At 65.1% G+C, this 25,807-nt stretch carries 28 protein-coding genes; 9 read left to right on the plus strand and 19 right to left on the minus strand.

The genetic code is table 11. The features are described 5' to 3' along the window. The first annotated feature begins 6 nt into the window (after positions 1–6). From E7773_RS13090 to bfr, 5 genes are all read left to right on the plus strand, one after another. Positions 7–435, plus strand: a complete 429-nt coding sequence (locus tag E7773_RS13090; protein WP_363130423.1) for a hypothetical protein — start codon at positions 7–9, stop codon at positions 433–435. Positions 436–449: 14 nt separating this feature from the next. After that, positions 450–890 carry a hypothetical protein gene (locus E7773_RS13095; protein ID WP_293992022.1) on the plus strand — a complete coding sequence of 147 codons (441 nt, stop codon included), beginning with the start codon at positions 450–452 and terminating at the stop codon, positions 888–890. Further along, entirely contained in the window at positions 887–2,146 is a 1,260-nt protein-coding gene (locus E7773_RS13100) for a DUF418 domain-containing protein (protein ID WP_293992025.1), read from the plus strand. Before E7773_RS13095 ends, E7773_RS13100 begins: the two co-directional genes overlap by 4 nt. Before the next feature lie 63 nt (positions 2,147–2,209). Further along, on the plus strand, positions 2,210–2,380 hold the full coding sequence (locus E7773_RS13105) for a (2Fe-2S)-binding protein (RefSeq protein WP_293992027.1): 171 nt from the start codon (positions 2,210–2,212) through the stop codon (positions 2,378–2,380). Positions 2,381–2,483: 103 nt separating this feature from the next. Next, positions 2,484–2,966, plus strand: a complete 483-nt coding sequence (bfr, locus tag E7773_RS13110; RefSeq protein ID WP_293992030.1) for a bacterioferritin — start codon at positions 2,484–2,486, stop codon at positions 2,964–2,966. Positions 2,967–3,056: 90 nt separating this feature from the next. Here the strand turns inward: bfr and E7773_RS13115 are convergent, their stop codons facing one another. From E7773_RS13115 to panB, 5 genes are all read right to left on the minus strand, one after another. Continuing rightward, positions 3,057–3,458, minus strand: a complete 402-nt coding sequence (locus E7773_RS13115; RefSeq protein WP_293992033.1) for an Hpt domain-containing protein — start codon at positions 3,456–3,458, stop codon at positions 3,057–3,059. 137 nt (positions 3,459–3,595) lie between these two features. Continuing rightward, on the minus strand, positions 3,596–4,963 hold the full coding sequence (gene der, locus E7773_RS13120; protein WP_293992035.1) for a ribosome biogenesis GTPase Der: 1,368 nt from the start codon (positions 4,961–4,963) through the stop codon (positions 3,596–3,598). 48 nt (positions 4,964–5,011) lie between these two features. Beyond that, positions 5,012–6,340: a PQQ-like beta-propeller repeat protein gene (locus E7773_RS13125; RefSeq protein WP_293992037.1), complete on the minus strand. Its 1,329-nt coding sequence runs from the start codon at positions 6,338–6,340 to the stop codon at positions 5,012–5,014. Beyond that, complete coding sequence (locus E7773_RS13130; RefSeq protein ID WP_293992039.1) at positions 6,341–7,024, minus strand: tetratricopeptide repeat protein; 684 nt, start codon at positions 7,022–7,024, stop codon at positions 6,341–6,343. It lies immediately after the preceding gene. Positions 7,025–7,104: 80 nt separating this feature from the next. Beyond that, entirely contained in the window at positions 7,105–7,977 is an 873-nt protein-coding gene (gene panB / locus E7773_RS13135; protein WP_293992041.1) for a 3-methyl-2-oxobutanoate hydroxymethyltransferase, read from the minus strand. A 123-nt stretch (positions 7,978–8,100) separates the two neighbouring features. Here panB and E7773_RS13140 point away from each other — a divergent pair, with 123 nt between their 5' ends. Both E7773_RS13140 and E7773_RS13145 read left to right on the plus strand, forming a co-directional pair. After that, positions 8,101–8,529, plus strand: coding sequence for a hypothetical protein (locus E7773_RS13140; protein ID WP_293992043.1), 429 nt, complete (start codon positions 8,101–8,103; stop codon positions 8,527–8,529). Continuing rightward, positions 8,522–8,743, plus strand: coding sequence for a helix-turn-helix transcriptional regulator (locus E7773_RS13145; protein WP_293992045.1), 222 nt, complete (start codon positions 8,522–8,524; stop codon positions 8,741–8,743). Before E7773_RS13140 ends, E7773_RS13145 begins: the two co-directional genes overlap by 8 nt. 142 nt (positions 8,744–8,885) lie before the next feature. On the opposite strand, the gene E7773_RS13150 is transcribed toward E7773_RS13145, so the two are convergent. Beyond that, complete coding sequence (locus E7773_RS13150; protein ID WP_293992047.1) at positions 8,886–9,329, minus strand: hypothetical protein; 444 nt, start codon at positions 9,327–9,329, stop codon at positions 8,886–8,888. Positions 9,330–9,392: 63 nt separating this feature from the next. After that, positions 9,393–9,734 carry an arsenate reductase gene (locus E7773_RS13155; protein WP_293992319.1) on the minus strand — a complete coding sequence of 114 codons (342 nt, stop codon included), beginning with the start codon at positions 9,732–9,734 and terminating at the stop codon, positions 9,393–9,395. A 129-nt stretch (positions 9,735–9,863) separates the two neighbouring features. Between E7773_RS13155 and E7773_RS13160 the strand changes: the two genes are divergently transcribed. Beyond that, positions 9,864–11,789, plus strand: a complete 1,926-nt coding sequence (locus E7773_RS13160; RefSeq protein ID WP_293992049.1) for a TonB-dependent receptor — start codon at positions 9,864–9,866, stop codon at positions 11,787–11,789. 4 nt (positions 11,790–11,793) lie between these two features. Here E7773_RS13160 and guaA read toward each other — a convergent pair whose 3' ends face one another. The 5 genes from guaA to E7773_RS13185 all read right to left on the minus strand — a co-directional run bounded on the left by guaA (position 11,794) and on the right by E7773_RS13185 (position 19,466). Continuing rightward, complete coding sequence (gene guaA, locus E7773_RS13165; protein ID WP_293992051.1) at positions 11,794–13,362, minus strand: glutamine-hydrolyzing GMP synthase; 1,569 nt, start codon at positions 13,360–13,362, stop codon at positions 11,794–11,796. Positions 13,363–13,402: 40 nt separating this feature from the next. Further along, a complete protein-coding gene (locus E7773_RS13170) occupies positions 13,403–15,067 on the minus strand; it encodes a hypothetical protein (protein WP_293992053.1) in 1,665 nt (554 codons plus the stop codon). Between the two features lie 109 nt (positions 15,068–15,176). Beyond that, the gene (locus E7773_RS13175; protein WP_293992055.1) at positions 15,177–15,446 is read right to left on the minus strand and encodes a hypothetical protein; all 270 of its coding nucleotides are present in this window, start codon (positions 15,444–15,446) and stop codon (positions 15,177–15,179) included. An 8-nt stretch (positions 15,447–15,454) separates the two neighbouring features. Further along, a complete protein-coding gene (locus E7773_RS13180; protein WP_293992057.1) occupies positions 15,455–17,269 on the minus strand; it encodes an NAD(P)/FAD-dependent oxidoreductase in 1,815 nt (604 codons plus the stop codon). A gap of 61 nt (positions 17,270–17,330) precedes the next feature. After that, positions 17,331–19,466 (minus strand): prolyl oligopeptidase family serine peptidase, encoded by a 2,136-nt coding sequence (locus tag E7773_RS13185; RefSeq protein WP_293992059.1) that lies wholly within the window; start codon positions 19,464–19,466, stop codon positions 17,331–17,333. Between the two features lie 134 nt (positions 19,467–19,600). On the opposite strand from E7773_RS13185, the gene E7773_RS13190 reads away from it, so the two are divergent. After that, positions 19,601–20,140: a glycine zipper 2TM domain-containing protein gene (locus E7773_RS13190; RefSeq protein WP_293992061.1), complete on the plus strand. Its 540-nt coding sequence runs from the start codon at positions 19,601–19,603 to the stop codon at positions 20,138–20,140. A 163-nt stretch (positions 20,141–20,303) separates the two neighbouring features. Here the strand turns inward: E7773_RS13190 and rplQ are convergent, their stop codons facing one another. The 7 genes from rplQ to secY form a co-directional block, all read right to left on the minus strand. After that, positions 20,304–20,726, minus strand: coding sequence for a 50S ribosomal protein L17 (gene rplQ, locus E7773_RS13195; protein WP_293992063.1), 423 nt, complete (start codon positions 20,724–20,726; stop codon positions 20,304–20,306). Between the two features lie 237 nt (positions 20,727–20,963). After that, on the minus strand, positions 20,964–22,025 hold the full coding sequence (locus E7773_RS13200) for a DNA-directed RNA polymerase subunit alpha (protein WP_293992065.1): 1,062 nt from the start codon (positions 22,023–22,025) through the stop codon (positions 20,964–20,966). Between the two features lie 87 nt (positions 22,026–22,112). Then, positions 22,113–22,502, minus strand: a complete 390-nt coding sequence (gene rpsK, locus E7773_RS13205; RefSeq protein WP_293992067.1) for a 30S ribosomal protein S11 — start codon at positions 22,500–22,502, stop codon at positions 22,113–22,115. 54 nt (positions 22,503–22,556) lie between these two features. Continuing rightward, positions 22,557–22,925 (minus strand): 30S ribosomal protein S13, encoded by a 369-nt coding sequence (rpsM, locus tag E7773_RS13210; protein ID WP_293992069.1) that lies wholly within the window; start codon positions 22,923–22,925, stop codon positions 22,557–22,559. A 187-nt stretch (positions 22,926–23,112) separates the two neighbouring features. After that, entirely contained in the window at positions 23,113–23,652 is a 540-nt protein-coding gene (locus tag E7773_RS13215) for an SRPBCC family protein (protein ID WP_293992071.1), read from the minus strand. 40 nt (positions 23,653–23,692) lie between these two features. Then, complete coding sequence (locus tag E7773_RS13220; protein WP_293992073.1) at positions 23,693–24,343, minus strand: adenylate kinase; 651 nt, start codon at positions 24,341–24,343, stop codon at positions 23,693–23,695. A 34-nt stretch (positions 24,344–24,377) separates the two neighbouring features. Then, a complete protein-coding gene (gene secY / locus E7773_RS13225) occupies positions 24,378–25,742 on the minus strand; it encodes a preprotein translocase subunit SecY (RefSeq protein ID WP_293992075.1) in 1,365 nt (454 codons plus the stop codon). Positions 25,743–25,807: the final 65 nt, after the last annotated feature.

The following is a 25,807-nucleotide window of genomic DNA, read 5'->3' on the forward strand; positions in this document are numbered from 1 at the left end:
GCGGTTGTGGCAGCGTCCGTCGTCATGACCGCAGGCTATTCGGGCACGCCGCTGGCGAAAAAGCTCGGGCTAAAACCCGGGATGCGCGCGTGGTTCGCCGGTATGCCCGCCAGCGTGCGCGGCGAGATCGATCCCACCGCGATCGGCTTGGTCGAACAAGATTCGTCCACCGTGGGACTCGACGCCGCCCACATCTTCGTCACCGGATGCGCCGACCTTGAGCGCCAATTGGCGATGCTTCGTAACCTTATCCAGCCCGCCGGGCAAATCTGGGTGTCGTGGCCTAAAAAGGCATCGAAAGTGCCTACGGACATCACCGAGGAAGCGATCCGCGACGTCTGCTTGCCGATCGGGCTGGTCGATGTGAAAGTATGCGCGGTCGACGATATCTGGTCGGGATTGAAGCTGGTAATCCGCAAGGAATTGCGCGGCTGACGGGGGAGAGGGGCATGGGGCAATCGGTTTCGCGCAGGATCGTGGGTGCGACGGTGGTCGCGGGGACGCTCGATATCCTGTCGGCGGTGGTCTACACGCTGATCGCGGGGCATCAGCCGCTCAATATGCTCAAGGGGCTGGCGAGCGCGGTCCTGGGTGACGACGCCGCGACGGGCGGCCTTCACATCGCGCTGGCCGGGCTGCTGATCCATTTCGTGATCATGGCGGTCATGGCGGCGTTCTACATCGTCGTCGCGGATCGCATGCCGGTGCTCAAGTCGCGCTGGGTGCTGGCCGGGATCGCCTATGGGATCGGGCTGTGGGCGGTGATGAACTTGGTCGTCCTGCCGCTGCGCTTCGGTTTTCATCCGTTCAAGCCGCTCGGGCTGGCCGAGCAGTTCTTCAGCCATATCGTGCTGGTCGGGATCCCGATCGCCTGGTTCGCCCGCAAGTGATCGTCGATGTACCGCGCCTGCGCACCTTGGACGCGGTGCGCGGGTTCGCGGTGATGGGCATCCTGTTGCTCAACATCAACGGGCTGGCGATGCCCGACTATGCCGAGGTCGACCCCAGCTTCTACGGCGGCGCGACCGGCGCCAACTGGTGGACGTGGGCGGTGGCATACGTGATCGGCGACGGCAAGCTGCGCGGGCTGTTCACGATGATGTTCGGCGCGTCGACCATCCTCGTTGCGGGCCGCGCGTTCGATAGCGGGCAGAGCCCGGCGCGCGTCCATTATGCGCGGATGGCGACGCTGTTCGTGTTCGGAATGGTCCACGCCTATCTGATCTGGGCGGGCGATATCCTCGTGCTGTACGCGCTGACGGGCATGGTCGCGTTCGTCGGCTGGCGCGTGCGGCCGCGCATTCTGCTGCTGATCGGGATGGCGCTGCTCGCTTACAAATTGGCCGACGGGCTGGTCGCGTATCAACATTTCGAGACCGCGCGGGTCGCGGCGGCACAACCGAACGGCGATCCGGCACTGGTGGCGCAATGGCGCAATTATCAGGAAATATCGGCGATCGCGCCCGATGCCGCGGCGAAAGACGTGGCGGCGTATCGCGGCAGTTACGCGGACGCGCTCGCGGCGCGGACCCAGGCCGCGATCTTCTTCCAGACGGTGATCAACCGCATCGCCTTCGTCGACACGCTCGCGCTGATGCTGATCGGCATGGCGCTGTTCCGTTGGGGCTTTTTCTCCGGCGCATGGTCGCGACATGCCTATTGGCTGGCGGCCGGCGCGATTCCATTGCTGTGGATCGCCTATATCCCGCTGGCCAATTGGCTGAGCACCACACACTGGTCGCAGCTGACGATGACCGCGACCGAAGCGATCCAGCTGAGCGTGCTGCGCCCGCTACTCAGCCTCGGTTACGCCGCGCTCGTCATCCTGTTCGTGCAATCCGGCCGCGCAGCGTGGTTCGCCGACCGGCTCGCCGCGGCCGGACGGATGGCGTTTTCGAACTATCTCGGCACCTCGATCGTCTGCACGCTGATTTTCAACGGCTACGGGCTCGGCTGGTATGGCTACCTCCAGCGCTGGCAGTGCCTGTTTGTCGTCGTCGCGATATGGCTGCTGATGCTGGCCTGGTCGAAACCGTGGCTCGACCGATTCGCCTATGGCCCGTTCGAATGGCTGTGGCGCAGCGCGGCGCGCGGACACCTCCAGCCATTCATCCGCCGCCACCGAGTTGCAAACGCCTCGCAATAGTCTTGCGAATCACTCTCACTAACGCTAACTCGATCGTAATCCGCGATAGGGATAGTCGTTCTCATGATGGTGTGCGTCTGCAATGCGATCCGCGAACGCGAAGTGCGCGATGCCGCGCGCTCGGGGTCGATGACCGCGTGCCAAGCATATCGCGCGATGGGGATGCAGCCCAAGTGCGGCCAATGCGTGCCGTTCGCGCGAGCCATTATCGATGAGGAGCGCGCTGCTGCGTAGCGTTCGCAGCCGCTAAAATCCGCAGAAATCCGCCATTATTTCGCTGTTTCGCAAGGGCGATCGGCGCTATGGTGCGCGCTCACTTTCAAAGGGGCGGCTAGCCATGAAGGGCGATCCCAAGGTCATCGAATTCCTCAACTCGGCGCTCAAGAACGAGTTGACCGCGATCAACCAATATTGGCTGCACTACCGCTTGCTCGACCATTGGGGCGTCAAGAAGCTCGCCGAGTTCGAACGGCACGAATCGATCGACGAGATGAAGCACGCCGACTGGCTGTCGGAGCGGATCCTGTTCCTCGATGGCCTTCCCAATTTTCAGCTGCTCGGGCGGTTGCGCATCGGCGAGACGGTCGAGGAAGTGCTCAAGGCCGACCTCGCGCTCGAGATGGAAGCGCTGCCCCTGCTCCGCGATGCGATCGAGCATAGCGAGAAGGTCCGCGATTACGTCAGCCGCGACCTATTCCGCAAAATCCTCGACAGCGAGGAAGAACATGTCGACACGCTCGAACGCCAGTTCGAGATGATCGAGCGGATGGGGCTGGAGAATTACATTCAGCTCAACGCAAAGGCGGAAGAGGGGGAATAACCAAGTCCGTCATCCCAGCGTAAGCTGGGATCGCAAGCCATATGGCACTGTCTCACGAGACCCCAGCTTACGCTGGGGTGACGGCAAGGCTCAACCCGCGCGGCGGCCGAATTGCGGACGGCGCTCGACCAGCGGGTTGGCTTCGCGCTCCAGCATCGTCAGCGTCGCTTCGAAGCACGGGCGCAACTTGACGACATGCTCAAGCGCCTGATCGGGCGCGTCGCGCGTCTCGACGCACTGGCGCGCGATATGCTCGATCGACTCGGCCAGCACCGACAGCGGCTCGGCACCGAACTGGCGCGATTCGCCTTTCAGCGTGTGCGAGGGCAGCACCAGCGCCGCGGCATTGCCGTTGCGCATCGCTTCCTCGATCGCAGCGACCGATTTGACCCCGTCCTCGCGGAAATACCCCAGGATGCGCACGAACCCGGCGCCAAGCTCGCTGCGCGCCGCCTGGAACGCGGTCCAATCCACCAGTTGGTCGCCGCCCATCGTCACCCCAATCCTCCGCCGGCGCCGTGCACCGCGCTGCCCATGACGGGTGTGTAACGCGCGCAAGTAAACGATGCGTTGATGAAGGGTCCGAAACGACGATCTAAGTAATTGTCGCGCTTATCTTTCCGTCTGCGCTACTTCTTGTCGCGATCGAACGGGTTCTTGGGGGCACGGAAGGTCAGCCGCACCGGGACCGCGCCGAACCCGAGATCGCGGCGCATCGAATTGACCAGATAACGTTCGTAACTCGCCGGCAACTGGTCGACGCGAGTCCCGAATATGACGAAGCTGGGGGGGCGCGTCTTGACCTGGGTCACGTAGCGCATCTTGACGCGCTTACCGCCCGGCGCGGGGGGCGGATTGGCCTCGATCGCGCGTTCGAACCAGCGGTTGAGCTCGCCCGTGCCGACGCGTTTCGACCATGCCTCACGCGTTTCGAACGCGGCGCCGAGCAACTGGTCGATCCCCTTCCCCGTCGCCGCCGACACCGTCATCACGGTGACGCCCTTGACCTGGCTCAGCCCGTCCTCGAGCGCTTTCTTGACGCCGTTGAACAGCGACGAGGCATTTTCCGCGACGTCCCATTTGTTGAGCGCGATGACGAGCGCGCGGCCTTCCTCGAGCACGCGGTCGGCGATGCGCAGGTCCTGCGCCTCCAGCCCCAGCGTCGCGTCGAGCAGCAGCACGACGACCTCGGCGAAATCAATCGCGTGGAGTGCATCGGCGACCGACAATTTCTCCAGCTTGTCCTGCACCTTGGCGCGCTTGCGCATCCCCGCGGTGTCGATCAGCCGGACCTGGCGCGGGCCGGTCCTGGGGTCGTTCCACACCCAGTCGACCGCGATCGAATCGCGCGTGATCCCGGCCTCGGGCCCGGTGATCAGCCGATCCTCGCCGAGCATCCGGTTGATCAGCGTCGACTTGCCCGCATTGGGCCGTCCGACGATCGCCAGCTTGAGCGGCGCGTCGGGGCGTTCGTCGTCGTCCTCGATATCTTCCTCCGGTTCGGGCAGCCGCGGCAGCAGCGCTTCGAACAGGTCGGCCATTCCCTCGCCATGCTCCGCCGACAATTGCACCGGATCGCCGAACCCCAGCGCCAGTGCCTCGATCACCCCGGCCTCGCCCGCACGCCCCTCGGCCTTGTTCGCGACCAGGATCACCGGCGTCGCCGAGCCGCGCAACCAGCGCGCGATCTCCTCGTCGAGCGGGACGATCCCCGCGCGCGCGTCGATCAGGAATAGCGCAACGTCGGCCAGCGCCACCGCGGCCTCGGTCTGCTGGCGCATGCGCCCGGGCAGTGTCGCGGCGTCGAGGTCTTCGTATCCCGCCGTGTCTATCACGCGAAAATCGAGCCCGATCAGGCTCGCCTCGCCCTCGCGCCGGTCGCGCGTGACGCCGGGCTGGTCATCGACCAGCGCGAGCTTCTTGCCGACCAGGCGGTTGAACAATGTCGACTTGCCGACATTGGGCCGGCCGATGATGGCGACGGTGGGTAAGGGCATGGGGTGACGCTCTAGCCGGGGCGACGCCCCGCGTCACCCCGCCCTAAATCAGCGATACGCCGTGATCCGACCACGCAGGTCAAGCGTGTACAGCGTGTTGTTTGCGACGACCGGACCGAGCCCGAAGCCCTCCTTGTTGTCGATCACTTGCCCGATCGAGCCATCGGCAGGCGAGACGAACAGCACCTCACCCATCGAGTTGGTCAGGACGAGACGATTGCCGGCGAGGACCGGGCCGTACCAGGTCAGCGGGCCCTTCTTGGACTTCTTCTTTTGCACCTTGAACGCGCGCAACTGGCTGATCCAGCGCACCTTGCCGGTCGAGCGCTGCAGGCAATAGAGCTTGCTCTCGTCGGTCACGACGAAGATCCACTCGCCCGCGAGCCACGGGGTCGAAATGCCAGCGAAATTCTGTTCCCAGATGCGCTGTCCGCTCGACAGATCAGCGGCGATCATGCGTCCGCCCTGACCCAACGCATAGACCTGGTTGCCGTCGATTATCGGGTCGGCGTCGATGTCCGACAGGCTCGACACGCTGGTCGTGATGCTCGTGCGCGACAAGGCATCGCCCCACAAGGTCCGGCCGTTTTCGTAACGATAGGCATTGAGCTCGCCGCTCGAGAAGCCGGCGACGATCGTCCCGCGCGCGACCGCGGGCGCAGCGACGCCGAACACGCCCTGCGTTTCCAGACTGCCCGACGAACTCCACGCCTGCTTGCCGTCGGCGGTCGACAGCGCGAACAACTGGTTGTCCTGGCTCAACACGTACAGCTGGTCGCCGTCGACCGATGGGGAGCCGCGCAGCGGCCCGCCCGGCTTCGCGCGCCATACCTCGGCGCCGGTGCCAGCGTCGAACGCCACCACATCGCCCAGCCCGTCGGTCGCATAAACACGGCCATTGTCGACGCTGGCGCCGCCGCCGAAGCGCGCGTTCTTGTTCCCGTCGCCCTTGGCGATCGGCACCGACCACAGTTGCGCGCCGCTCGCCGCGTCGAAGGCGTGGAGCATCGCATCGATATCGACGACATAAAGTTTGCCGCCGGCGATTACCGGCGGGCTGGCCAGCCTGGTACGGTTGGAGCCCGCGGCGATCGTCGCGCTCCAGGCGCGCGACACGCTGCTGCCGAGCGCGAGATGGCCCATCGACTTGAAGGCGTTGCCGCCCGATTGCGCCCATTCGGCGTTGACGACCGGTTCGGGCAACAGCACTTGCAGCCCGGCGATCGCCGGGTCGAGCTTGGCGTCGCTTTCGGACATCAGGATCGGGATGCGTTCGCCGACCGTCGGGGTCTTCTTGCCGCCGCCCTTGAACACGCCGCAGCCCGCGAGCGCGGTCAACGCCATCACCGCGATCGGCATCCGCCACTTGCTCGTCATTTACTTGCCCTTCTGGTCGGCACCGCCGACATCCACAGCATCCACACCCTGAACCGCGCGTTGACGGATCGATTCGGGAACGCCGTCGGTTTCGGCGATCGTCTTGAAAACGCTCCGCGCCTCGTTCGGCTTGTTGAGCCGGAGGTACGCCATCGCGACCATCTCGCCCGCGCTGCCGAGCCACGCCGATTCCTTGACCGCGAGCGGCTTCAGCCGGTCGATGATCACCTGTGGCGCGAGGGTATCGAACTCGATATTGGTCTGGCGGATCAATGCATAGTCACGAATCGGCTTGCCGACCGACGTATCGCCCGCGACCGATCCGAACTGCGCGGCGGCTTCCTTCGCCTTGCCGGCGTTGAACAGCTGGTTGGCCTCGGTCATCCGCGCGACCGCGCTATACCCCGGCGCACCCGACGCGCCGAGCTCGTCGAGGGCCGTCTTGGCGTCGGCGGGCTTGTTCGCGGCGAGCGAATCGAAAGCGGTCTGCAGCTTGACCGCCTGTCCTTCCGCCTTGCTGTGGCTCCAATAGCGCCAGCCGAGGACAGCCGCGAAGATCAGCAACCCGCCCAGGATCGCGCCGACGATCAGCCGGCCGTGCTTCGTCCATACGTCGACGATCTGGTCGCGGCGCAGCTCCTCGTCGACCTCGCGCAGGAAAGCTTCATCGGTTTTCGGCGTCACGGCCAAGGGGGTAGGCTCCGATTGTGGTGGGAATTGGGTCGGCGGGACCTTAGCGATGCCCGCTGCAAACGCAACGAGGGTTAGGGCTTCGGCAGATACACCTGTTCCTCGCCCGGGAAGGTCCGCGCGCGGACCTCTTCGGCATAGCGCTTTGCCGCGTCGCTGATCCGGCTCGCCATGTCGTCGAAGCGCTTCACGAATCGCGGGGTGCGCTCGAACAGCCCGAGCATGTCCTCCGCCACCAGTACCTGACCGTCGCATGCCGCCGACGCGCCGATGCCGATCACGGGAATGTCGCTGGTCTCGGTGATCTTGCGCGCGAGCGGTTCGACCACGCCCTCGACCACCACCGAGAACGCGCCCGCATCGGCCACCGCCTTGGCGTCGGCCGCGATTTTCGCTTCCTCTTCCTGGCCCCGCCCGCGCGCACCGTAACCGCCCAGCGCGTTGATCGCCTGCGGGGTCAGTCCGACATGCGCCATCACGGGGATGCCGCGCTCGGTCAGGAACTTGATCGTCGGCGCCATCGCCGCGCCGCCCTCCATCTTGATCGCGGCGCAACCGGTTTCGGCGAGCACGCGGCTGGCACTGGCGAACGCCTGTTCGGACGAGCCCTCGTAGCTGCCGAACGGCATGTCGACGACGACCACCGCATGATAACTGCCGCGCACCACCGCCGCGCCGTGCGCGACCATCATGTCGAGCGTCACCGGCAGCGTCGACGGCAGCCCGTACACCACCTGTCCCAGCGAATCGCCGACCAGCAATATGTCGCAATGCGGGTCGAGCAGCTGCGCCATCCGCACCGTGTAGGCGGTCAGCATGACCAGCGGCTCGTCGGTCCGTCCTTCGATCTTGCGCCGCTGGATCGCGGGCACGGTCAGCCGCTTCATCGGCGCCGGCGTCGGGTTGGCGCGGCTGGTCGAGGTATCGATCGTGAAGGTCGTGGACATGGCGGCGCTCCTACCCGCTTCGCCTCGGCCTCGCCAGCACCCGCGAAGGCCCTAGCCATTTTTGTTGACTTGATGTTAGATATATATAACATTGAGTCTACAGCGCCGAACATGAGGTCAGCTATGTCATTCAGGGAAAAGATTGCGTGGATTTCGGTCGTCACGACCGCGATCGTGTGGGGTACCTTCTTCGCGTTGCTGCTGTCTGCGGTCGCCAACGGCCACCAGCCGGGGCACAGCTATCTCGCCGGATTCTTCGGCGCGGTGGTGATCCAGGTCATCCTGATCGTCGTCGCCAGCATCGTCACCGCGGCGACCGCGCCCAAGGATGCCAGCGCCGGGATCGACGAACGCGACCGGGCGATCGCGCAAGGATCGTCGGCGATCGCTTATCCAGTGCTATTGAGCGGGGTGGTGATCGTGGCCGCCTGCCTGCATCTGGGGCTGACGGCGGTTGGCATGACCTATGGCATCATGGGCGCGATCGTGATCGCGGAGATCGTGCATTACGGCGCACAGATCGTGTTCTACCGGCGGGCGCGGCATGGCTAAGCCGCCGCCCGGCAAGGTCGTCAATCAGGTCCGGCTGATGCGGTTCATGGCGAACGAGATGACCCAGGCTGACCTCGGCGACCGGATCGGCATGACGCGACAGACGATCGCGGCGATCGAAGCGGGGAAATACTCCCCCACGCTCGAGGCCGCGTTCCGTATCGCGCAGGTGTTCGGGAAACCATTGGACGAAGTGTTCCAGTGGGAGGGTTAAAGGACATTAGTGGCGATCGGGCCTCCGCCCGATCGCTGGGGTGCCGGCCCGCTCCCCCTCCCGGCCGCCCACAGAGTATCCTGAAATGGGCGGCCGGGAGGGGGAGCGGGCCGGCACCGCCTACGCGCGTGAGCGCTTCGAACTAACGCGCGCCGATCCAGCCCTTGCGCGTCGCCATGCCGGCGAACCAGATCGAGAACGCTGCGACCAGCGCGATAAACACCGGGAACGGCACCACCTTCGCGGCGCCCTCATGCGCGATGATGTCGGTGATCGAGAAGGTGTAGCCGAACTGCACGATCACCGCGATCAGCGAAATCCAGAACAGCACGCGTGCGCGCTTTTCCTTGAGCAACAGCGCCAGCGCGCCGAGCAACCCGCCGAACGTCGCGACCGCGTAACACCAGTTATACCAGGCCGGCAGCGTCGCATATAGCGCGCGGTGGTACGGCGTCTGCTCCCACATCGCCGACATCGCGCCGTGCTGGATCTGGCCGACGCAGAAATAGACCCCGATCGCGTTCCACGCGACGAGCAGGATCGCGACGATCCAGAACCATGCCGGTGGTTTTACTCCGATGGTCATTGCACCCTCCCCCCTCATCGTTGATGGCGGGAAGACTGCGCTCGGTAGGCCCCGAAGGCAAGGTTAGCCGAGCGCGGCATCCCACGCTTCGGGCTTGAACCCGGCGAGCAGGACGCCGTCGCCTTCGAGGATCGGGCGCTTGATCATCGACGGCTGCGCCAGCATCAGCGCCACCGCCTTGTCGGCGTCGAGGTCGGCGCGGTCGGCGTCGGGCAATTTGCGGAACGTCGTGCCTGCACGGTTGAGCACCGTTTCCCACCCAAGCGCCGCGATCCACCGCCGCAGCGATGCCTCCTCGACGCCGGCCTTCTTGTAATCGTGGAACGCGTACGCCGCCCCGCGCGCATCGAGCCACGCCCGCGCCTTTTTGACCGTGTCGCAATTGGGAATGCCATGGAATGTCAGCACGGAATGTATCGCTCCTCGGTGTACGCTGCCCGTTACTACAGCAATTTAACGATGTTCATCCGCTATTCAGCGGCCCGGATACTGATATAGTGTGATAAGGCGTTATAACGCTATCGGGAGGGGAATATGGCACGGTTCGGTTGCGTATCGCTCGCGTTGCTGATGGCGGGCGCCAGCCTCCCCGCGGCGGCGCAGGACCGGACCGAAGACAATGCCGTGACGCAGGCCGAGGACGCGTTCGGCTTTTCCACCGGGCGCGAATCGATCGGCATCTACAGCGCCGGCAACGCGCGCGGCTTTTCCCCCAGCGCCGCGGGCAACGTCCGCATCGAGGGACTCTATTTCGACCCCGCTTTCGGCCTGCCGAGCATCATCAACGATTCGACCAGCATCAAGGTCGGGCTGTCGGCGCAGGGCTATCCGTTCACCGCGCCGAGCGGGATCGTCGACCAGATCCTGGTTCGTCCCGCCGACAAAGCCGGCGCGTCGATCCTGATCAACGGCGACAGTTTCGGGTCGTACGGGATCGAGGTCGACGGATCGCTTCCGATCAACAAGCAGCTGTCGCTGGGGTATGGCCTGACCGCGAACCGGGTCGCCTTTTCCGATGGCACCGACAATTTCAACCACGGCCAGGGGCTGATCCTGCGCTGGCGGCCCGCGCCGGGGGTCGAGATCCTGCCGTTCTGGACGCTCAACAACGATTACAACGACGAGGCCGGGCCGTTCTACGTCCCCGCGGGCAAGTTCCTGCCGCCGCTCCCCCCGCGCCACCAGTTCGACGGGCCGCAATGGGCCGATTTCCGCTACACCGGCACCAACAGCGGGGTGCTCGCTTCCTACGCGCCATCGAACGACTGGCTGGTCCGCGTCGGTGCGTTCCGATCGGTGTTCGACACCAAGACGGGCTACACCAACCTGTTGCTCGGCGTGCAGCCCGACGGGAGCGTGGCGGACCGGCTGGTCATCGCCGACCCGCGCAACAAGAACGTGTCGCTGAGCGGCGAGCTGCGGCTGACGCATAGCATCGTCGATGGGCCGCGGCTCCACGTCTTCCATTTGAGCGTGCGCGAGCGAGATGCGCGGCGCGAATATGACGGGTCGGACGAGGTCGATCTCGGCCCCACGCGGATCGGCGTGGCGGTGACTGCGCCCAAGCCGAATTTCGTGTTCGGCCCGCTGTCGCGCGACCGCGTCGGCCAGACGACGGTCGGGCTCGCCTATGACGGGCGGTGGAAGGACGTGGGCGAGATCAGCTTTGGTGTGTCGCGCGCCGACTACCGCAAGACCACAACCTTTCCGGGCCTCGCGCCGATCGTCTCGCACTCGACACCGTGGCTCTACAACGGCACCGCCGCCACCTATCTCTCGAAGTCGGTCAGCCTCTACGCCGGCTATGCCCGCGGACTCGAGGAAAGCGGGGTCGCTCCCCCCAACGCCGCCAACCGCAACCAGCCGCTCAACGCCGTGCTGACCCAGCAGAAGGACGCGGGGTTCCGCTGGACCGTGACCGGGAACATCAAGCTGATCGCCGGGGTGTTCGACCTCCGCAAACCGTATTTCGGGTTCGACGCGACCAACGTCTATCGGCAGATCGGCACGACGCGCGTCAAGGGCGCCGAATTCTCGATCTCCGGCAACGTCACCAAGCGGCTCAATGTCGTGGCCGGCGGGTTCTTCCTCGATGCGCAGGTTAGGCGCGACCCGCTCGCGCTCGGCAATATCGGCCCGCGCCCGGTCGGCCTGCCCGGGCATCTGCTCAACCTGAACGTCAACTGGCGCACCAAGCTGATCGACGGGCTGTCGCTCGACGCGCAAGTATTCGAGCGCCCGGCGGTACCCGCGACGACCGATAACCTCGTGTCGCTCCCGCCGCGCGCGAACGTCAATCTGGGCGGCCGTTATGCGTTCAAGCTCGCCAATAAGAGCGCGACGTTCCGCTTCCAGGTCAGCAACGTATTCGACAACCGCGCCTTCAACATCGCCGGGCCGGGGGTTTATGGCGCGAATGCGGGGCGGTATTACTTAGGATATCTCGCCATCGACGTTTAGGTCGTCATTCCCACTCAATCGTCCCCGGAGGCTTCGACGTGTAATCGTACGTCACCCGGTTGATCCCCTTGACCTCGTTGATGATCCGCGTCGCACAGCGCGACAGGAATTCTCCGGAGAAATGGTAGGCGTCGGCGGTCATGCCATCGACCGACGTCACCGCGCGCAACGCCAGCACGTTGTCGTACGTCCGACCGTCGCCCATCACGCCGACCGAGCGCACCGGGAGCAGCACCGCGAACGCTTGCCAGATCGCGTCGTAGAGCCCCGCGTTGCGGATTTCCTCGAGGTAGATTGCGTCCGCTTTGCGCAGGATATCGCAGCGTTCCTTGGTCACTTCCCCCGGGATGCGGATCGCGAGGCCGGGCCCAGGAAACGGATGCCGCCCGACGAAGATATCGGGCAAGCCGAGCTCGCGACCGAGCGCGCGCACCTCGTCCTTGAACAGTTCGCGCAAAGGCTCGACGAGCTTCATGTTCATCCGCTCGGGCAGGCCGCCGACATTGTGGTGGCTCTTGATCGTCACCGACGGCCCGCCGGTGAACGACACGCTCTCGATCACGTCGGGGTAGAGCGTCCCCTGCGCGAGAAATTCCGCGCCGCCGATCTTCTTCGCCTCGCTCTCGAACACTTCGATGAAGGTCTTGCCGATGAATTTGCGCTTGGCCTCGGGGTCGGTGACGCCGGAGAGGCCGTTGAGGAACAGCGTCTCCGCGTTCACATGGACCAGCGGGATATTATAGTGATTGCGGAACAGCGAGACGACCTGGTCGGCCTCTCCGCTGCGCATCAGCCCGTGATCGACGAACACGCAGGTCAGCTGGTGCCCGATCGCCTCGTGGATCAGCACCGCCGCGACCGCCGAGTCGACGCCGCCAGAGAGGCCACAGATCACGCGCTTGTCGCCCACTTGCGCGCGGATCTCGGCGATCTTGGCCGCGCGGAACTCGGCCATGCTCCAGTCGCCGGTCAGCCCGCAGACGTGCCGCGCGAAATTGGCGATCAGCCGGGCGCCGTCGGGGGTGTGGACGACCTCCATGTGGAATTGCGTGGCGTAGTAACGGCGCGCATCGTCCGCCACGACCGCGAACGGCGATCCCGGGCTAGTCGCGACCGGGCGAAAACCGGGGGCGAGCTCGACCACCTTGTCGCCGTGGCTCATCCACACCTGATGGCTTTCGCCTTCGGACCACAGTCCGTTGAACAGGACGCACCCGTCCTGAATCTCGACGAAGGCGCGGCCGAACTCGCCGGCATCGCCCAGCACCACGGTGCCGCCGAGCTGGTGCATCATCACTTGCTGGCCGTAGCAGATGCCGAGGATCGGCAGCCCGCTGTCGAAGATCGCCTGCGGCACGCGCGGGCTGTCGTCGTCGAGCACGCTCGCCGGACTGCCCGACAGGATCACGCCCTTGGGCTTCATCCGCTCGAACGCTTCCGCCGCCGCGTTGAACGGCGCGATCTCCGAATAGACCCCCGCTTCGCGCACGCGGCGCGCGATCAGCTGAGTCACCTGGCTGCCGAAATCGACGATCAGGATCGAATCGCCGAACGCTGCGGGTGTCTGGGTCATGGCGCCGGATAGGAACCGCGCTCCAGCCTGTCAAAGCCGGTTAGTGCTTAGCCGTCTCCCGGCGATAGATCCCGCCCAGCGATGCCTCGACGTCGGCGACCCGGATCAGCCGCCAGCGGCTATGCTCGAACCCCGACGGCAGCGCGCGCTCGGTGACCGGCAGGATGCGAACCCGCGCTTCGTAGCCGTTGTTGCTCGTCCCGTAGTTGATTCCGTACATGCCGTAGGTCGTCAGCGTGCGTTCGACGAACAGCCGCGAGTCGATCAGGAACGCGTCCTTCCCGGCCTTTCGCGTCTGCTGGGCCGCCGCGAGCAGCACCAGTTCCTCAATCGTCGCGCGGTTGGCGACATAACCACCGTAGCGAATGTTGAGATAGTCGGACCCGGGCTCGCGCTTGGTGTAGAAGCCGTTCATATCGCTGAGGAAATAGCCGTCGCCGGTCCCCTGGAACGCCGGCACCATCGGCTGCGTTTCCGGCCGCGGCAACAGATCGACCAGCTCGGCGACGGTCAGCTTGTTTTCCTTGGCCATCGACGCATCGATCTGTGCGCCCACCATCTTGACTACCGCATCGCGCGTCTGCGCATCGGCCGGTGTGTCGATCCTGACATGCGCCAGCAGGTCCGGAAGCGCGATCGCGGACTCCATCTGCCTGAGATCGACCGCCGGGCGCAGCGTCGTCATCGTCAGCGTGCCGATCCGGCCGCGCAACGCGATCATCGCCTTCCAGCGATCGAGCTTGGCCTGCGCCGACTGCCCGGCGTGCATCCGGCTGTCGTGGTCCGCGATCTGGCTCTTCTTGTATTTCTCCCCGGCGGCGAGCGGCGGAAGCGGCGCCATCACCTCGACCAGATCGGCTTCCGCTTCCGCGATCGCCGCGCGCGATGCCTCGTCGGCGCCGGTCGCCGCCAGCGCATAGGCGCGCGCACCGGCGACCGCCGCGCGCTTTTCGATCGCGTCATATTTGCGGTCCGCAAAGCCCACGATCTGCCAATCGCCGCGGCCGCGCGGCAGGTCGAAGCTCACTTCCTGCCCGATATCCGCCGCTGTCCGGAAATCCGAATAGAACATCGCCAGCCAGAACAGGCGGTTCAGGTCGCCCGGTGCGAGGCGGGCATTTTCGCGGATCAGTCGCCGCTGCCGTTCGTGATCGTCCTCATTGGCCAGGCGAATTTCAAGCGTCAGGTCACGCAGGATGCCGGCATAGGGCCGCTCCTTGTCGACCGCGTCGAGCTCGGCGAGCGCAGCATCCTTCTTGCCCTGCTTGAAATAGGCCATCGCGCGAAGTGCACGGTTGCCCAGGATCACCGACCGCTCGAAGAAAACATCGCCCGCCGGTGCCAGCGCGTCGGACGCCGCGAGCGACTTCAGCGCCCCGTCGGCGTCACCAGCATCGACCTGGTGCGTCGCCTTCGCCTGGAGCAAATGCGCGTGTCGCAACCAATATTGCGGCAACAGCAGCGGATCGGCGAGCGCCGCGTCGCATGCCGTGATCGCAGTCGCACCGAACGTCTTCTGGTTGCGCCGGATGTCTTCGGAGCGCGAGGCCAACCCCCACAGCCACGTGCCCTTGCTCATCCCGTCGACCTTTTTAGTCGGGGCGGGATAGCCGTCGCACATCGTGAAATCGCTCGGCGCGGCAGCAGCCGGAGCGCTGGCCAGCGCTAACGAAGCCGCGCCTGCGGCCGAAAGAATATAACGCATGATTCCCCCACGGATCAGCAAGCACAAAAGCCCGCCTTTCCGCCACGTTAGCGAGGACCGACGGCGCCGGGAAGCGGGATTTCGGCGCGGGCGCCATATCCGCGAAGATTCAGAGTCGGATCGTTTTGACGAAGGTAATGCGCGGGGAGCGCATCGCACGCATGCGACACACGAAGCGCCGCGCGACACGCGCCCCGCCCTCCGGCTCGACGATCGAGCCGATAACGACTTGCGTGTCGCCCTTGCCGGAAATCGACAGCCATTCGAAACCGACGCCGGTCACATCGACCATGCCGCCGGGATGGCGTGCCGCGACGACGGCTTCGGCGCAGCGTTCCATGACCATGTTGCGATCGCTCGCCGCCGCGGCCAGCGCCAACGCCAGGATCATCGGAACTCCAGCCCCTCGAACGCGCCCGATTGGCGCCAATCGTCGATGTATTTGAAATAAGCGTGCGCGCCGAGCGGGTAACCGACCGCCAGCGCCGCGGCCGGCCCGGGATCGCGCCCTTCGTTGTTGTAATAGCCCGGCGTGCAATCGGGCGCGGTGCGTAAAGATCGGCCCGGGCCCGACAGCAGCAGGTCGCACCACGCGTCCTGCGCTTCTTCGGTCACCTCGACCTCGCGCGCGCCGCGCTTCTCCGCCTCCTCCACCACCGTCGCGATCGTGCGCCCGGATTCGGTCAAATTGTGCGGCACGTTGGAGATCAGGTTCGCGCCCTGCGTCGGCGTCACGACGAACAAATTGGGAAAGCCGTGGACATGGATGCCATGCTTAGACCGCATTCCCTCGCCCCACGCCTCGGACAGCTTCACCCCGCCGCGCCCGACCACGTCGAACCCGACCAGCGCCGACAGGTTCGCGCCCACGCGAAAGCCCGAGGCGTAGATGATACAATCGACGGCATAATGCTTGCCCGCGACGGTGAAGCCGGTTTCGTCGATCGACTCCACCCCCTTTCCTTCGGTGTCGATCAGGTGCGTCCCCGGCTCGTTAAACGCCTGAAGGTAAGCGTCGTGGAAACACGGGCGCTTGCAGAGTTGCCGGTACCACGCCTTCAGATTCTGCGCAGTGGCGGGGTCGGCGACGATGGTATCCACTCGCGCGCGGATTTCCTCCATCTTTTCGAAATCGGAATCCTCCCACACGCGCAGGATATTGTCGAAGCTTCGCTCGTTCGGCGGCAGCGTCACGATCCGCGCCTTGATCCGCCGCGAAATGTCGGTCCAGCCGTCCTCGACCAGATCCTCCTCGACCATCATGCCGGGCGTCTGGTTCGCGGTGAAATTCTCCAGCCAGCGGCGTTGCCAACCCGGCGTCGCGATGCCCGCGAACCAGTCGGGGTCGATCGGCGCGTTGGCGCGGACATCGACCGACGAGGGCGTGCGCTGGACGACGTACAACTCCTTCGCCGCGCGGGCGAGGTGCGGCACAGCCTGGACCGACGTCGCGCCTGTGCCGATGATCGCGACGCGCTTGTCGGCTAGGGCGGCCATCGGCGCGCCGTTCGCGTCGCCGCCGGTATAGGCATAGTCCCAGCGGCTTGTGTGGAACGAATGCCCCTTGAACCGCTCGATCCCCGGAATGCCGGGCAGCTTGGCGATGTGCAGCGGCCCCGTGCCGATCCCGACATATTTGGCGGTGAAGGCGTCGCCGCGGTCGGTCGTGATCGTCCACAGCTTCGCCGCATCGTCCCACGCGATGGTGTCGATCTGGGTGTGGAACAGCGCCTTGTCGTAGAGCCCGTATTGCCGCGCGATCCGCCGGCATTGCTCGAGGATCTCGGGGCCGTGCGCGTATTTCTCGGTCGGACGGTGCCCGGTTTCCTCGAGCAGCGGCATGTAGATCATCGACGCGGTGTCGCACTGCGCGCCGGGATAGCGGTTCCAGTACCATGTGCCGCCGACATCCCCGCCCTTTTCGATAATGCGGTAGTCGGTGATCCCCGCCTCGGCGAGCCGCGCGCCGGTCACCAGCCCCGCGAACCCGCCGCCGACGAACGCGAAGGTGACGTGATCGGTCACCGGATCGCGCGGCACGACGGGCATGTGCGGGTCGATCGCATAGTCCGCGAACGCGCCGTTCATGTCGATGTATTGATCGTTGCCGTCGTCGCGCAGCCTTTTGTCGCGCTCGGCGATGTACTTGGCGAGCAGCGCCTTCTTGTCGAGGCGCGCGCGGACGGGGGTCGGATCGTTCATGACCATACCCTATCTTCGAAAGATGGTCCGGCGCAAGGTGGGAGCGCCGGATCGGATGTCGTTATTGTACGGGCTTGACGGTCATCCCGGTCCACTTGGCAATGAATGCCCAGTCCATCGCTGTCTCATCGATGATCTTCGTCGTCGGCTTGCCCGATCCGTGGCCCGCGCGCGTTTCGATGCGGACGAGGCGCGGCTTCGGCCCCAGGTCCATCGATTGCAACATCGCGGTGTATTTGAACGTGTGCCCCGGCACGACACGGTCGTCGGTGTCGGCGGTCGCGGCGAGGATAGCGGGGTAGGCCTGCCCGCTGCGGATATTGTGGTACGGCGAATATTTGTACAGCACGCGGAAATCGGCTTCCTTCGACGGATAGCCGTAATCGTCGACCCAATAGCGCCCGGCGGTGAAGCGGTCGAAGCGGAGCATGTCCATCACCCCGACCTGCGGCAGCGCAGCGGCAAACAGATCGGGCCGCTGGTTGACCACCGCGCCGATCAGCAGCCCGCCGTTCGACCCGCCCATGATCGCGAGCTGGTCCTTGCCGGTATAGCCCTTGGCCTTGAGATACTCGCCCGCCGAAATGAAATCGTCGAACACGTTCTGCTTGTTGGCGAGCCGCCCGCCGTCGTGCCACGGCTTGCCGTACTCGCCGCCGCCGCGGATATTGGCGACGGCGTAGACGCCGCCTTGTTCGAGCCACGCGATCCGCGTCGCGGAGAAGGCCGGCTCCATCGAGATATTGAACCCGCCGTACGCGTAGAGCAACGTTGGCGCCGGGCCGCTCGTCCCCTTCTTGCGGACGATGAACATCGGCACGCGCGTGCCGTCCTTCGACGTATAGAACACCTGACTGACGACGTAGCTCGCGGGATCGAACGCGACCTTGGGCTGCGCCCAGACGGTCGATTTGCCGGTCGCGACATCGTAGCGATAGATCGTCGCGGGCGTGTTGTAGCTGGTGAAGCTGTAGAACGTCTCGGGGTCGTCCGCCTCGCCGCCGAACCCGCCGACCGAGCCGATTCCGGGGAGCGCGACCTTGCCGACGAGCTTCCCGTCGAGGCCGTAGGTCCGCACTTCGCTCTTCACGTCGACCAGATAGGTCGCGATCAGCTTGCCGCCGACGATTCCGGCGCCGTCGAGTACGGCCTTATCCTCGGGGATCACTTCGGTCAGCGCGACGTCGCCCGGTTGCGCGAGGTCGGTGGACACGACGCGAAGGCGCGGCGCATCCTTGTTGGTTACCCAGTAGAACTTGCTCCCGACATTGCCCGCGAGGCTCCACTGGTTCTCCAGTCCTTTGAAGATCGTACGCGGCGTCGGCTTCGGCGCGGTCAGGTCGATCACCGTGACTTCGTAGCGGTTGTCGGTGCCCTCGGTCGTCGTGACGACCAGCCATTTGCCGTCGTCGGTCACTTGCACGCCGTGCCCGCGCTTGGGCTGTTCGGGCGTCGCGTAGATCAGCGGGTCGGAGACCTGCGGCGTGCCGAGCTTGTGGAAATAGACCGCCTGATTCTCGTTGGTCGACTGGAACTTCTTGCCCTCGGGCGGTGCGGGGAAGCGCGAATAATAGAAGCCCGACCCGTCCTTCGCCCAGGCTAGCCCGGAGAACTTGACCCACTCGACGTCGTCGTCGAGCACCTTGCCGGTGTCGACGTCGAGCACCTTGACCGTGCGCCAGTCGGTGCCGCCGTCCTGGATCGTATAGACCAGCCGCTTGCCGTCCTCGCTCGGCACCCATTCGCCGAGCGCGGTCGCACCGTCCTTCGACCAGCCGTTCGGGTCGATCAGCACGCGGCCCGCCCCGTTCGCGCTGTCCCGCACATACAGCACCGCCTGGTTCTGCAGCCCCGAATTGCGCGTGTAGAAATAGCGCCCGCCCTTTTTGAATGGCGTGCCGAAGCGTTCGTAGTCGATCAGCTGAGTCAGCCGCGCCTTGAAGATATCGCGCCCGGGAAGCGTCGCGAGATAGGCGTCGGTGATCTTGTTCTCCGCCGCCACCCACGCTGCGACCTTGGGATCGGTGCGGACGTCGTTCTCGAGCCAGCGATACGGATCGGCGACCTTCACGCCGAATTGCTCGTCGACGGTCGTGCCGGCCTCGGTTGCGGGATAGGTCATGGGGATGGGAGCACTCGTCTGGGCAAAGGCGGGAACGGCAAGGGCGATCAGGGTCAGCGGCAGGACTCGGCGCATTCGGGAAACTCCGCGAGGGGTGAGCCCGGATGTCTATCAGGCGTCAGCGCAGGTTCAACCACGCACCGTCAAATCGAAACGGACCCGTTTCGGCCTTACTGCGTTGTGACGGGGTAATTGCAAGGAGAAGAACCATGTTGCGTACCCTACCTCTCGCCTTGTCGGCTGCCGCCGTCGCTTTGTCGGCGGTCTCGCTGCCCAGCACGGCCCAGACCTATTCCGAACAACGCCGGTTCGACGCCGCGCAGCGCCGCTTCGACAACGAACAGCGGATCTACAACCAGGAACTCCAATATTATCGCGATGCGCAGCGCCGCGATCAGCGCCGATCGAGCTACAACGATCCGCGCTACAACGATCCGCGGTACGACGATTACGATCGCCGTTACGCGACCGACTACGATGCCGCGCGCTACTATCGCGACGATCCGCGCTATCAGGAGCGCGTGCTGACCTCGAGCGACCAGATCTATCGCGGGTCGGACGGGCGCTATTATTGCAAGCGCAACGACGGCACGACCGGGCTGATCGTCGGCGGCGCGGGCGGCGCGATCATCGGCAACGTAATCGACGGCGGCCGCAACCGCGTCGCCGGCACGCTGATCGGCGGCGCGCTCGGCGCGCTGATCGGCAAGTCGGTCGATCAGTCGAATACCGATTACCGGTGCCGCTGAGCGGCACGGGGCTAGCGCAAGCTAGCCCCGAGACCGCGAAGCGCGGCCGGCGGCGCTGAGCGCCGTCCGACGACGCGGCTTCGCCGCGGCGGGCCACACAGAAAGAAAGGGCCGCGCCTCCACCCGGAGACGCGGCCCTTTCTCTTATCGGCTAGCGATCGGCTTACGCCGCCTGATCGTAATCCTCGTCCATCATGACAGGCCCCGAATCCTGCCCCTTGGCGCTGACGTCGCGATCGACGAACTCGATCACCGCCATCGGCGAGGCGTCGGACAGGCGGATGCCGGCCTTGATCACGCGGGTGTAGCCGCCATTGCGGTCGGCGTAGCGCGCACCGATCACGTCGAACAGCTTCACCAGCTGCGTATCGTCGAGCAACCGCGCGTGCGCGAGGCGACGGTTCGACAGCCCGCCCTTCTTCGCCAGCGTGACCAGCTTTTCGACGTACGGGCGAAGCTCCTTCGCCTTGGCGACCGTGGTGGTGATCTGCTCGTGCTTGATCAGCGCGGCCGCCATATTGCGAAACATCGCGGCGCGATGCGCCGAGGTACGCTGAAGCTTACGACCGCCTACTTTATGGCGCATAATATAGTCCTTTCGTTCGTTAAGGGGCCGTTTCAGGTACCCCAGACCAGGTGGCGACGCGGACCACCCTCCAATTCGTCATCCCCGCGAAAGCGGGGACCCAGCTTCCTTCCTTGCAGGCCCGCCGCGGCAAAGCCGCGTCGTCGGACCTCGCTTTGCGAGGCCGGCCGGATTTGCTCGTCTCCGCATCTAACTCGGCGATTGCTGCGCAATCCCCTCCTTATCTGCGGGCGAGCTTCACCCCATAATTTCCTGCTCCAACTTCTTCGCCATCTCTTCGATGTTCTCGGGCGGCCAGCCCGGGATTTCCATGCCCAAGCGGAGACCCATGCTCGACAGCACTTCCTTGATCTCGTTCAAGGACTTGCGGCCGAAGTTCGGGGTGCGCAGCATCTCGGCTTCGGTCTTGCCGACCAGATCGCCGATATAGATGATGTTGTCGTTCTTGAGGCAATTGGCCGAACGCACCGACAGTTCGAGCTCGTCGACCTTCTTGAGCAAGTAACGGTTGATCTGCTGCGTGTCGCCCGTGACGCCAGTGTCGGCGGGGGCGGCGGCAAGGCCGATCGGGGCCGAGCGGGTGATCGCCGAATCGTCGAAGTGGACGAACAACGCCAGCTGGTCCTGCAGGATGCGCGCGGCATAAGCGAGCGCGTCTTCCGGGGTTACCGTGCCGTCGGTCTCGATCGACAGCGTCAGCTTGTCGTAATCGAGTTCCTGCCCGACGCGGGTGTTCTCGACCTTGTACGACACCTGGCGCACCGGGCTGTACAGCGCGTCGACCGGGATCAGGCCGATCGGCGCGTCGGCCGGACGGTTCGCGACCGCCGCGACATAGCCCTTCCCGACATCGGCGGTCAGTTCCATGTTGAGCGTCGCGCCCTCGTCGAGGTGGCAGATGAGGAGATCGGGGTTCATCACCTCGATGTCGCCCGACACCGCGATGTCGCCCGCCTTGACGTCGGCCGGACCGGTCGCGGAGAGCTGGAGGCGCTTCGGCCCCTCGCCCTGCATCTTGAGCGCGATCTGCTTCACGTTGAGCACGATGTCGGTGACATCCTCACGCACGCCGGCGAGCGACGAGAATTCGTGGAGCACGTTCTCGATCTTGATCGAGGTGACCGCGGCGCCCTGGAGCGACGACAGCAAAACGCGGCGCAGCGCGTTGCCGAGCGTCAGGCCAAAGCCCCGCTCCAACGGCTCGGCGACGAAGGTCGCCTTCGACTTGCCCTCACCGCCCTTTTTCTCGAGCGAATTGGGCTTCTTCAGTTCCTGCCAGTTCTTTGCGTTGACGGACAAGGCTCTGGTCCTCTGTTGGGCCGCGTCGGGGTGGCGGGGCCAGGTATTGAAAAGCGCGCCGGCGCGTCCGCCGGCACGAAAACGAAATCAGACGCGGCGGCGCTTCGACGGGCGAACGCCGTTGTGCGGGATCGAGGTCACGTCGCGGATCGACGTGATCTGGAAACCGACCGCCTGCAGCGCCCGCAGCGCGCTCTCGCGGCCCGAACCGGGCCCCTTGACCTCGATCTCGAGCGTGCGGACGCCATGCTCGGCGGCCTTCTTGCCGGCGTCTTCCGCGGCGACCTGCGCGGCGTACGGCGTCGACTTGCGCGAGCCCTTGAACCCCATCATCCCGGCGGACGACCACGAAATGGCGTTGCCCTGCGCGTCGGTGATGGTGATCATGGTGTTGTTGAAGCTGGCGTTCACATGCGCGACGCCAGCGGTGATGTTCTTGCGTTCACGGCGCCGAATGCGCTGCGGTTCACGTGCCATTTGGTAATTCCTGACCTTATCTACAAGGAAGCGATCTGCCGAAGCAGCTCGAGCTTACTTCTTCTTGCCGGCGATCGGCTTAGCCTTGCCCTTGCGGGTGCGCGCGTTGGTGTGCGTGCGCTGGCCGCGGACGGGGAGGCCCTTGCGATGGCGCAGCCCGCGATAGCAGGCCAGGTCCATCAGGCGCTTGATGTTCATCGCGGTTTCGCGACGAAGATCGCCCTCGACGGTGTAGCCGGCGTCGATCGCTTCGCGGATCTGCAGCACTTCCTGATCGGTCAGGTCCTGCACGCGAGTCGCATCGGCGATACCGAGCTTCTTGGTGATTTCCTTGGCTTTGGTCGAACCAATGCCGTGGATGTAGGTCAGCGCGATAACCACGCGCTTGTTGGTCGGGATATTGACACCCGCAATACGTGCCATGAACTATATTCTCCTAGCTCCACAGGGAACGGCATGGCTGCCACGGTCCCCATCTCATCGCGTTACATCCGAAACGCACGACAGCGGCGGACGCAAACGAGCGCCGCCGGCCAGCCGGTGTATCGGAAGGCCGCCCATCTAGGTGTGAGTCGGCGGAGTGTCAAGCGTAGTGAACGTTGAATCGGACCTATTTGGCCGGGGGTAGCGGCACTTCGGCAGCAGCCTTGAGCCCATCGAGCTGCTGGCTCAACACGCTGTCCACCGGCGCCGCGATCTTTTCGAGCCCGCCGGCGACGTAACCGCCCACCGTATAGGTCATCTTGACCATCGTCGCCTTGTCGCCATCGGGCGTGAGTTCGAACGTCATCACCCCAGTCACTGCCATCGACTGCAACGGCCCGAACGCGCCCTCCATGCGGAGCAGCTTGCCCTTGTCGACGAAGATCAGCCGGGCGTGCGCGACGCTGCCTCGCCCCGGCAGTTTTTCGCAGAAACAGCCGGTCGCCTGGCTGTCGATGTAGAGGTTGGCGCTGTCGCCCGACCAGGTGTGCTCCTTCGCCCACCAGCGTTGCGGGGCGCGCAGTGTGTCCCACACCACGTCGGGAGTCGCGGCGATCGTCACGGTCTTCGACACGGTGAAGCCGGCGGCGGACGTATCGACCACGTCGGCGGCGACCGGCGACGCGGCGCCCGCGATCAGCGCGGTAGCAATGGCAAAACGAAGCATGGCGGTTCCCCCCTCAGGAAGTGCCACCTTACCGCGAACGCTATTTTCCGTCGAGGATGTCCGCGATCGCCGCGCTGACATGGTCGATGTCGCCCATGCCGTCGATCCGGACCAGGATGCCGCGCGCTTCGTAGATCGGGATCACCGGTGCGGTCTTGGCGCGATATTCGGCCATCCGCGTGCGCACGGTTTCCTCGTTGTCGTCGGGGCGGCGCTTGAATTCGGTCGATCCGCACACGTCGCACACGCCGTCGACTTTCGGTCGATGGAACGTGTCGTGATAGTTGGTCCCGCACTTGGCGCACGAATAGCGCCCGACGATCCGCTCGACCAACGCGTCCTCATCGACGTCGAGCTCGATCACGCGGTCGAGCTTGCGGTCGTGGCGGCTGAGGATCGCGTCGAGTGATTCCGCCTGCGCCGCGGTGCGCGGATAGCCGTCGAAGATCGCGCCCTGATCCGCCGTCATCGTCGAGAGCTTGTCGTCGATCAGTGCGGAGACGATCTCGTCCGAGACCAACGCGCCCGAATCCATCACCGCCGCTACCTGATGCCCCAGCGGCGTATCGGCCTTACGCGCCGCGCGGAGCATGTCGCCGGTCGACAGCTGGACCATGCCGCGTCCCGCCACCAGCCGCTCGGCTTGCGTGCCCTTGCCCGCGCCGGGCGGGCCCAGAAGGATGATGTTCACGGCAGTCGCCTCCCCTGTCGTGTCGGCCTCCGTCCTAGCGGAAGCGTCCACCCTTCAGCTTCGCCTTCTTGATCAGATCGCCGTACTGATGCGCCAGCAGGTGCGACTGGATCTGCGTCACCGTGTCCATCGTCACGTTGACCACGATCAGCAGGCTGGTGCCGCCGAGGTAGAACGGAATCTTGAGCGCCGAGACCAGATACTCCGGCACCAGACAGATGAACGCCAGGTAGGCAGCACCAATCACCGTGATGCGGGTCAGCACGTAATCGAAATAGACCTCGGTATTCTTGCCCGGGCGGATGCCGGGGATGAACCCGCCATAGCGCTTCAAATTGTCGGCGGTCTCTTCCGGGTTGAACACGACCGCGGTGTAGAAGAACGCGAAGAACACGATCCCCGCGCCGTACAGCGTCATGTACAGCGGGCTGCCGTGCTGGAGGTACTGGTTGAGCGTGATGACCACGTCGCCCCACCAGCTGTCGCCCGCGACCTTGTTTCCGGCAAACTGCGTGATCGTCAGCGGCATCAGCAGCAGCGACGAGGCGAAGATCGGCGGGATCACGCCCGCGGTATTGAGCTTCAGCGGCAAATGGCTGCGGTCCGACTGGACGCCGCGTTGCGTCTGTCGCTTGGGATACTGGATCAGGATGCGGCGCTGTGCACGCTCCATGAAGCAGATCAGCAGGACGATGCCGACCACCGCGAGCACGATCAGGAACACCGTCAGGCTGTCCATGCTGCCGGTGCGGCTGCCGTTGACGAGGTTGTAGATATTGGCCGGCATGTTCGCGACGATGCCCGCCATGATGATCAGGCTGACCCCGTTGCCGATCCCGCGGCTGGTGATCTGCTCGCCCAACCACATCAGGAACATCGTGCCGCCGATCAGCGAGATGACCGCGCCGGCGCGGAACATCATGCCGGGTTCGACCACCGCCTGAATACCCTGCGTCGCGCCGAAGCTTTCGAGCCCGACCGCGATGAAATAGCCCTGGATCGCGGTCAGCCCGACCGTGCCGTAGCGCGTATACTGGTTGAGCCGCTTGCGCCCGCTTTCGCCTTCCTTCTTGATCGCGGCGAGCGTCGGCGACAGCGAGGTCGCGAGTTGCACCACGATCGAGGCGGTGATGTAGGGCATCACGCCGAGCGCGATCAGCGACATGCGCTTCAAGGACCCGCCCGAGAAATTGTTGAAGAAGTCGAGCACGCCGCCTGTCGTCTTGTCGCCGAGCAGCCCGAGCGCGGTGGGGTCGACCCCCGGCAGCGGCACGAAGCTCAACAGGCGGAACACGATCAGCGCGCCGACCGTGAACCACAGCCGCTTCTTCAGGTCGGTCGCCTGCGCGAACTTCGATAGGTTGAGCCCGGAGGCGAGACTGTCGGCTGCGGATGCCATTGGATTAATCGTCCCGAAAACAAAACGGCGACGGGCGTTTGCCGCCCCCCGCCGCTCATATAGTC

It is taken from the genome of Sphingomonas sp., assembly GCF_004799495.1.
Lineage (GTDB): Bacteria > Pseudomonadota > Alphaproteobacteria > Sphingomonadales > Sphingomonadaceae > Sphingomonas.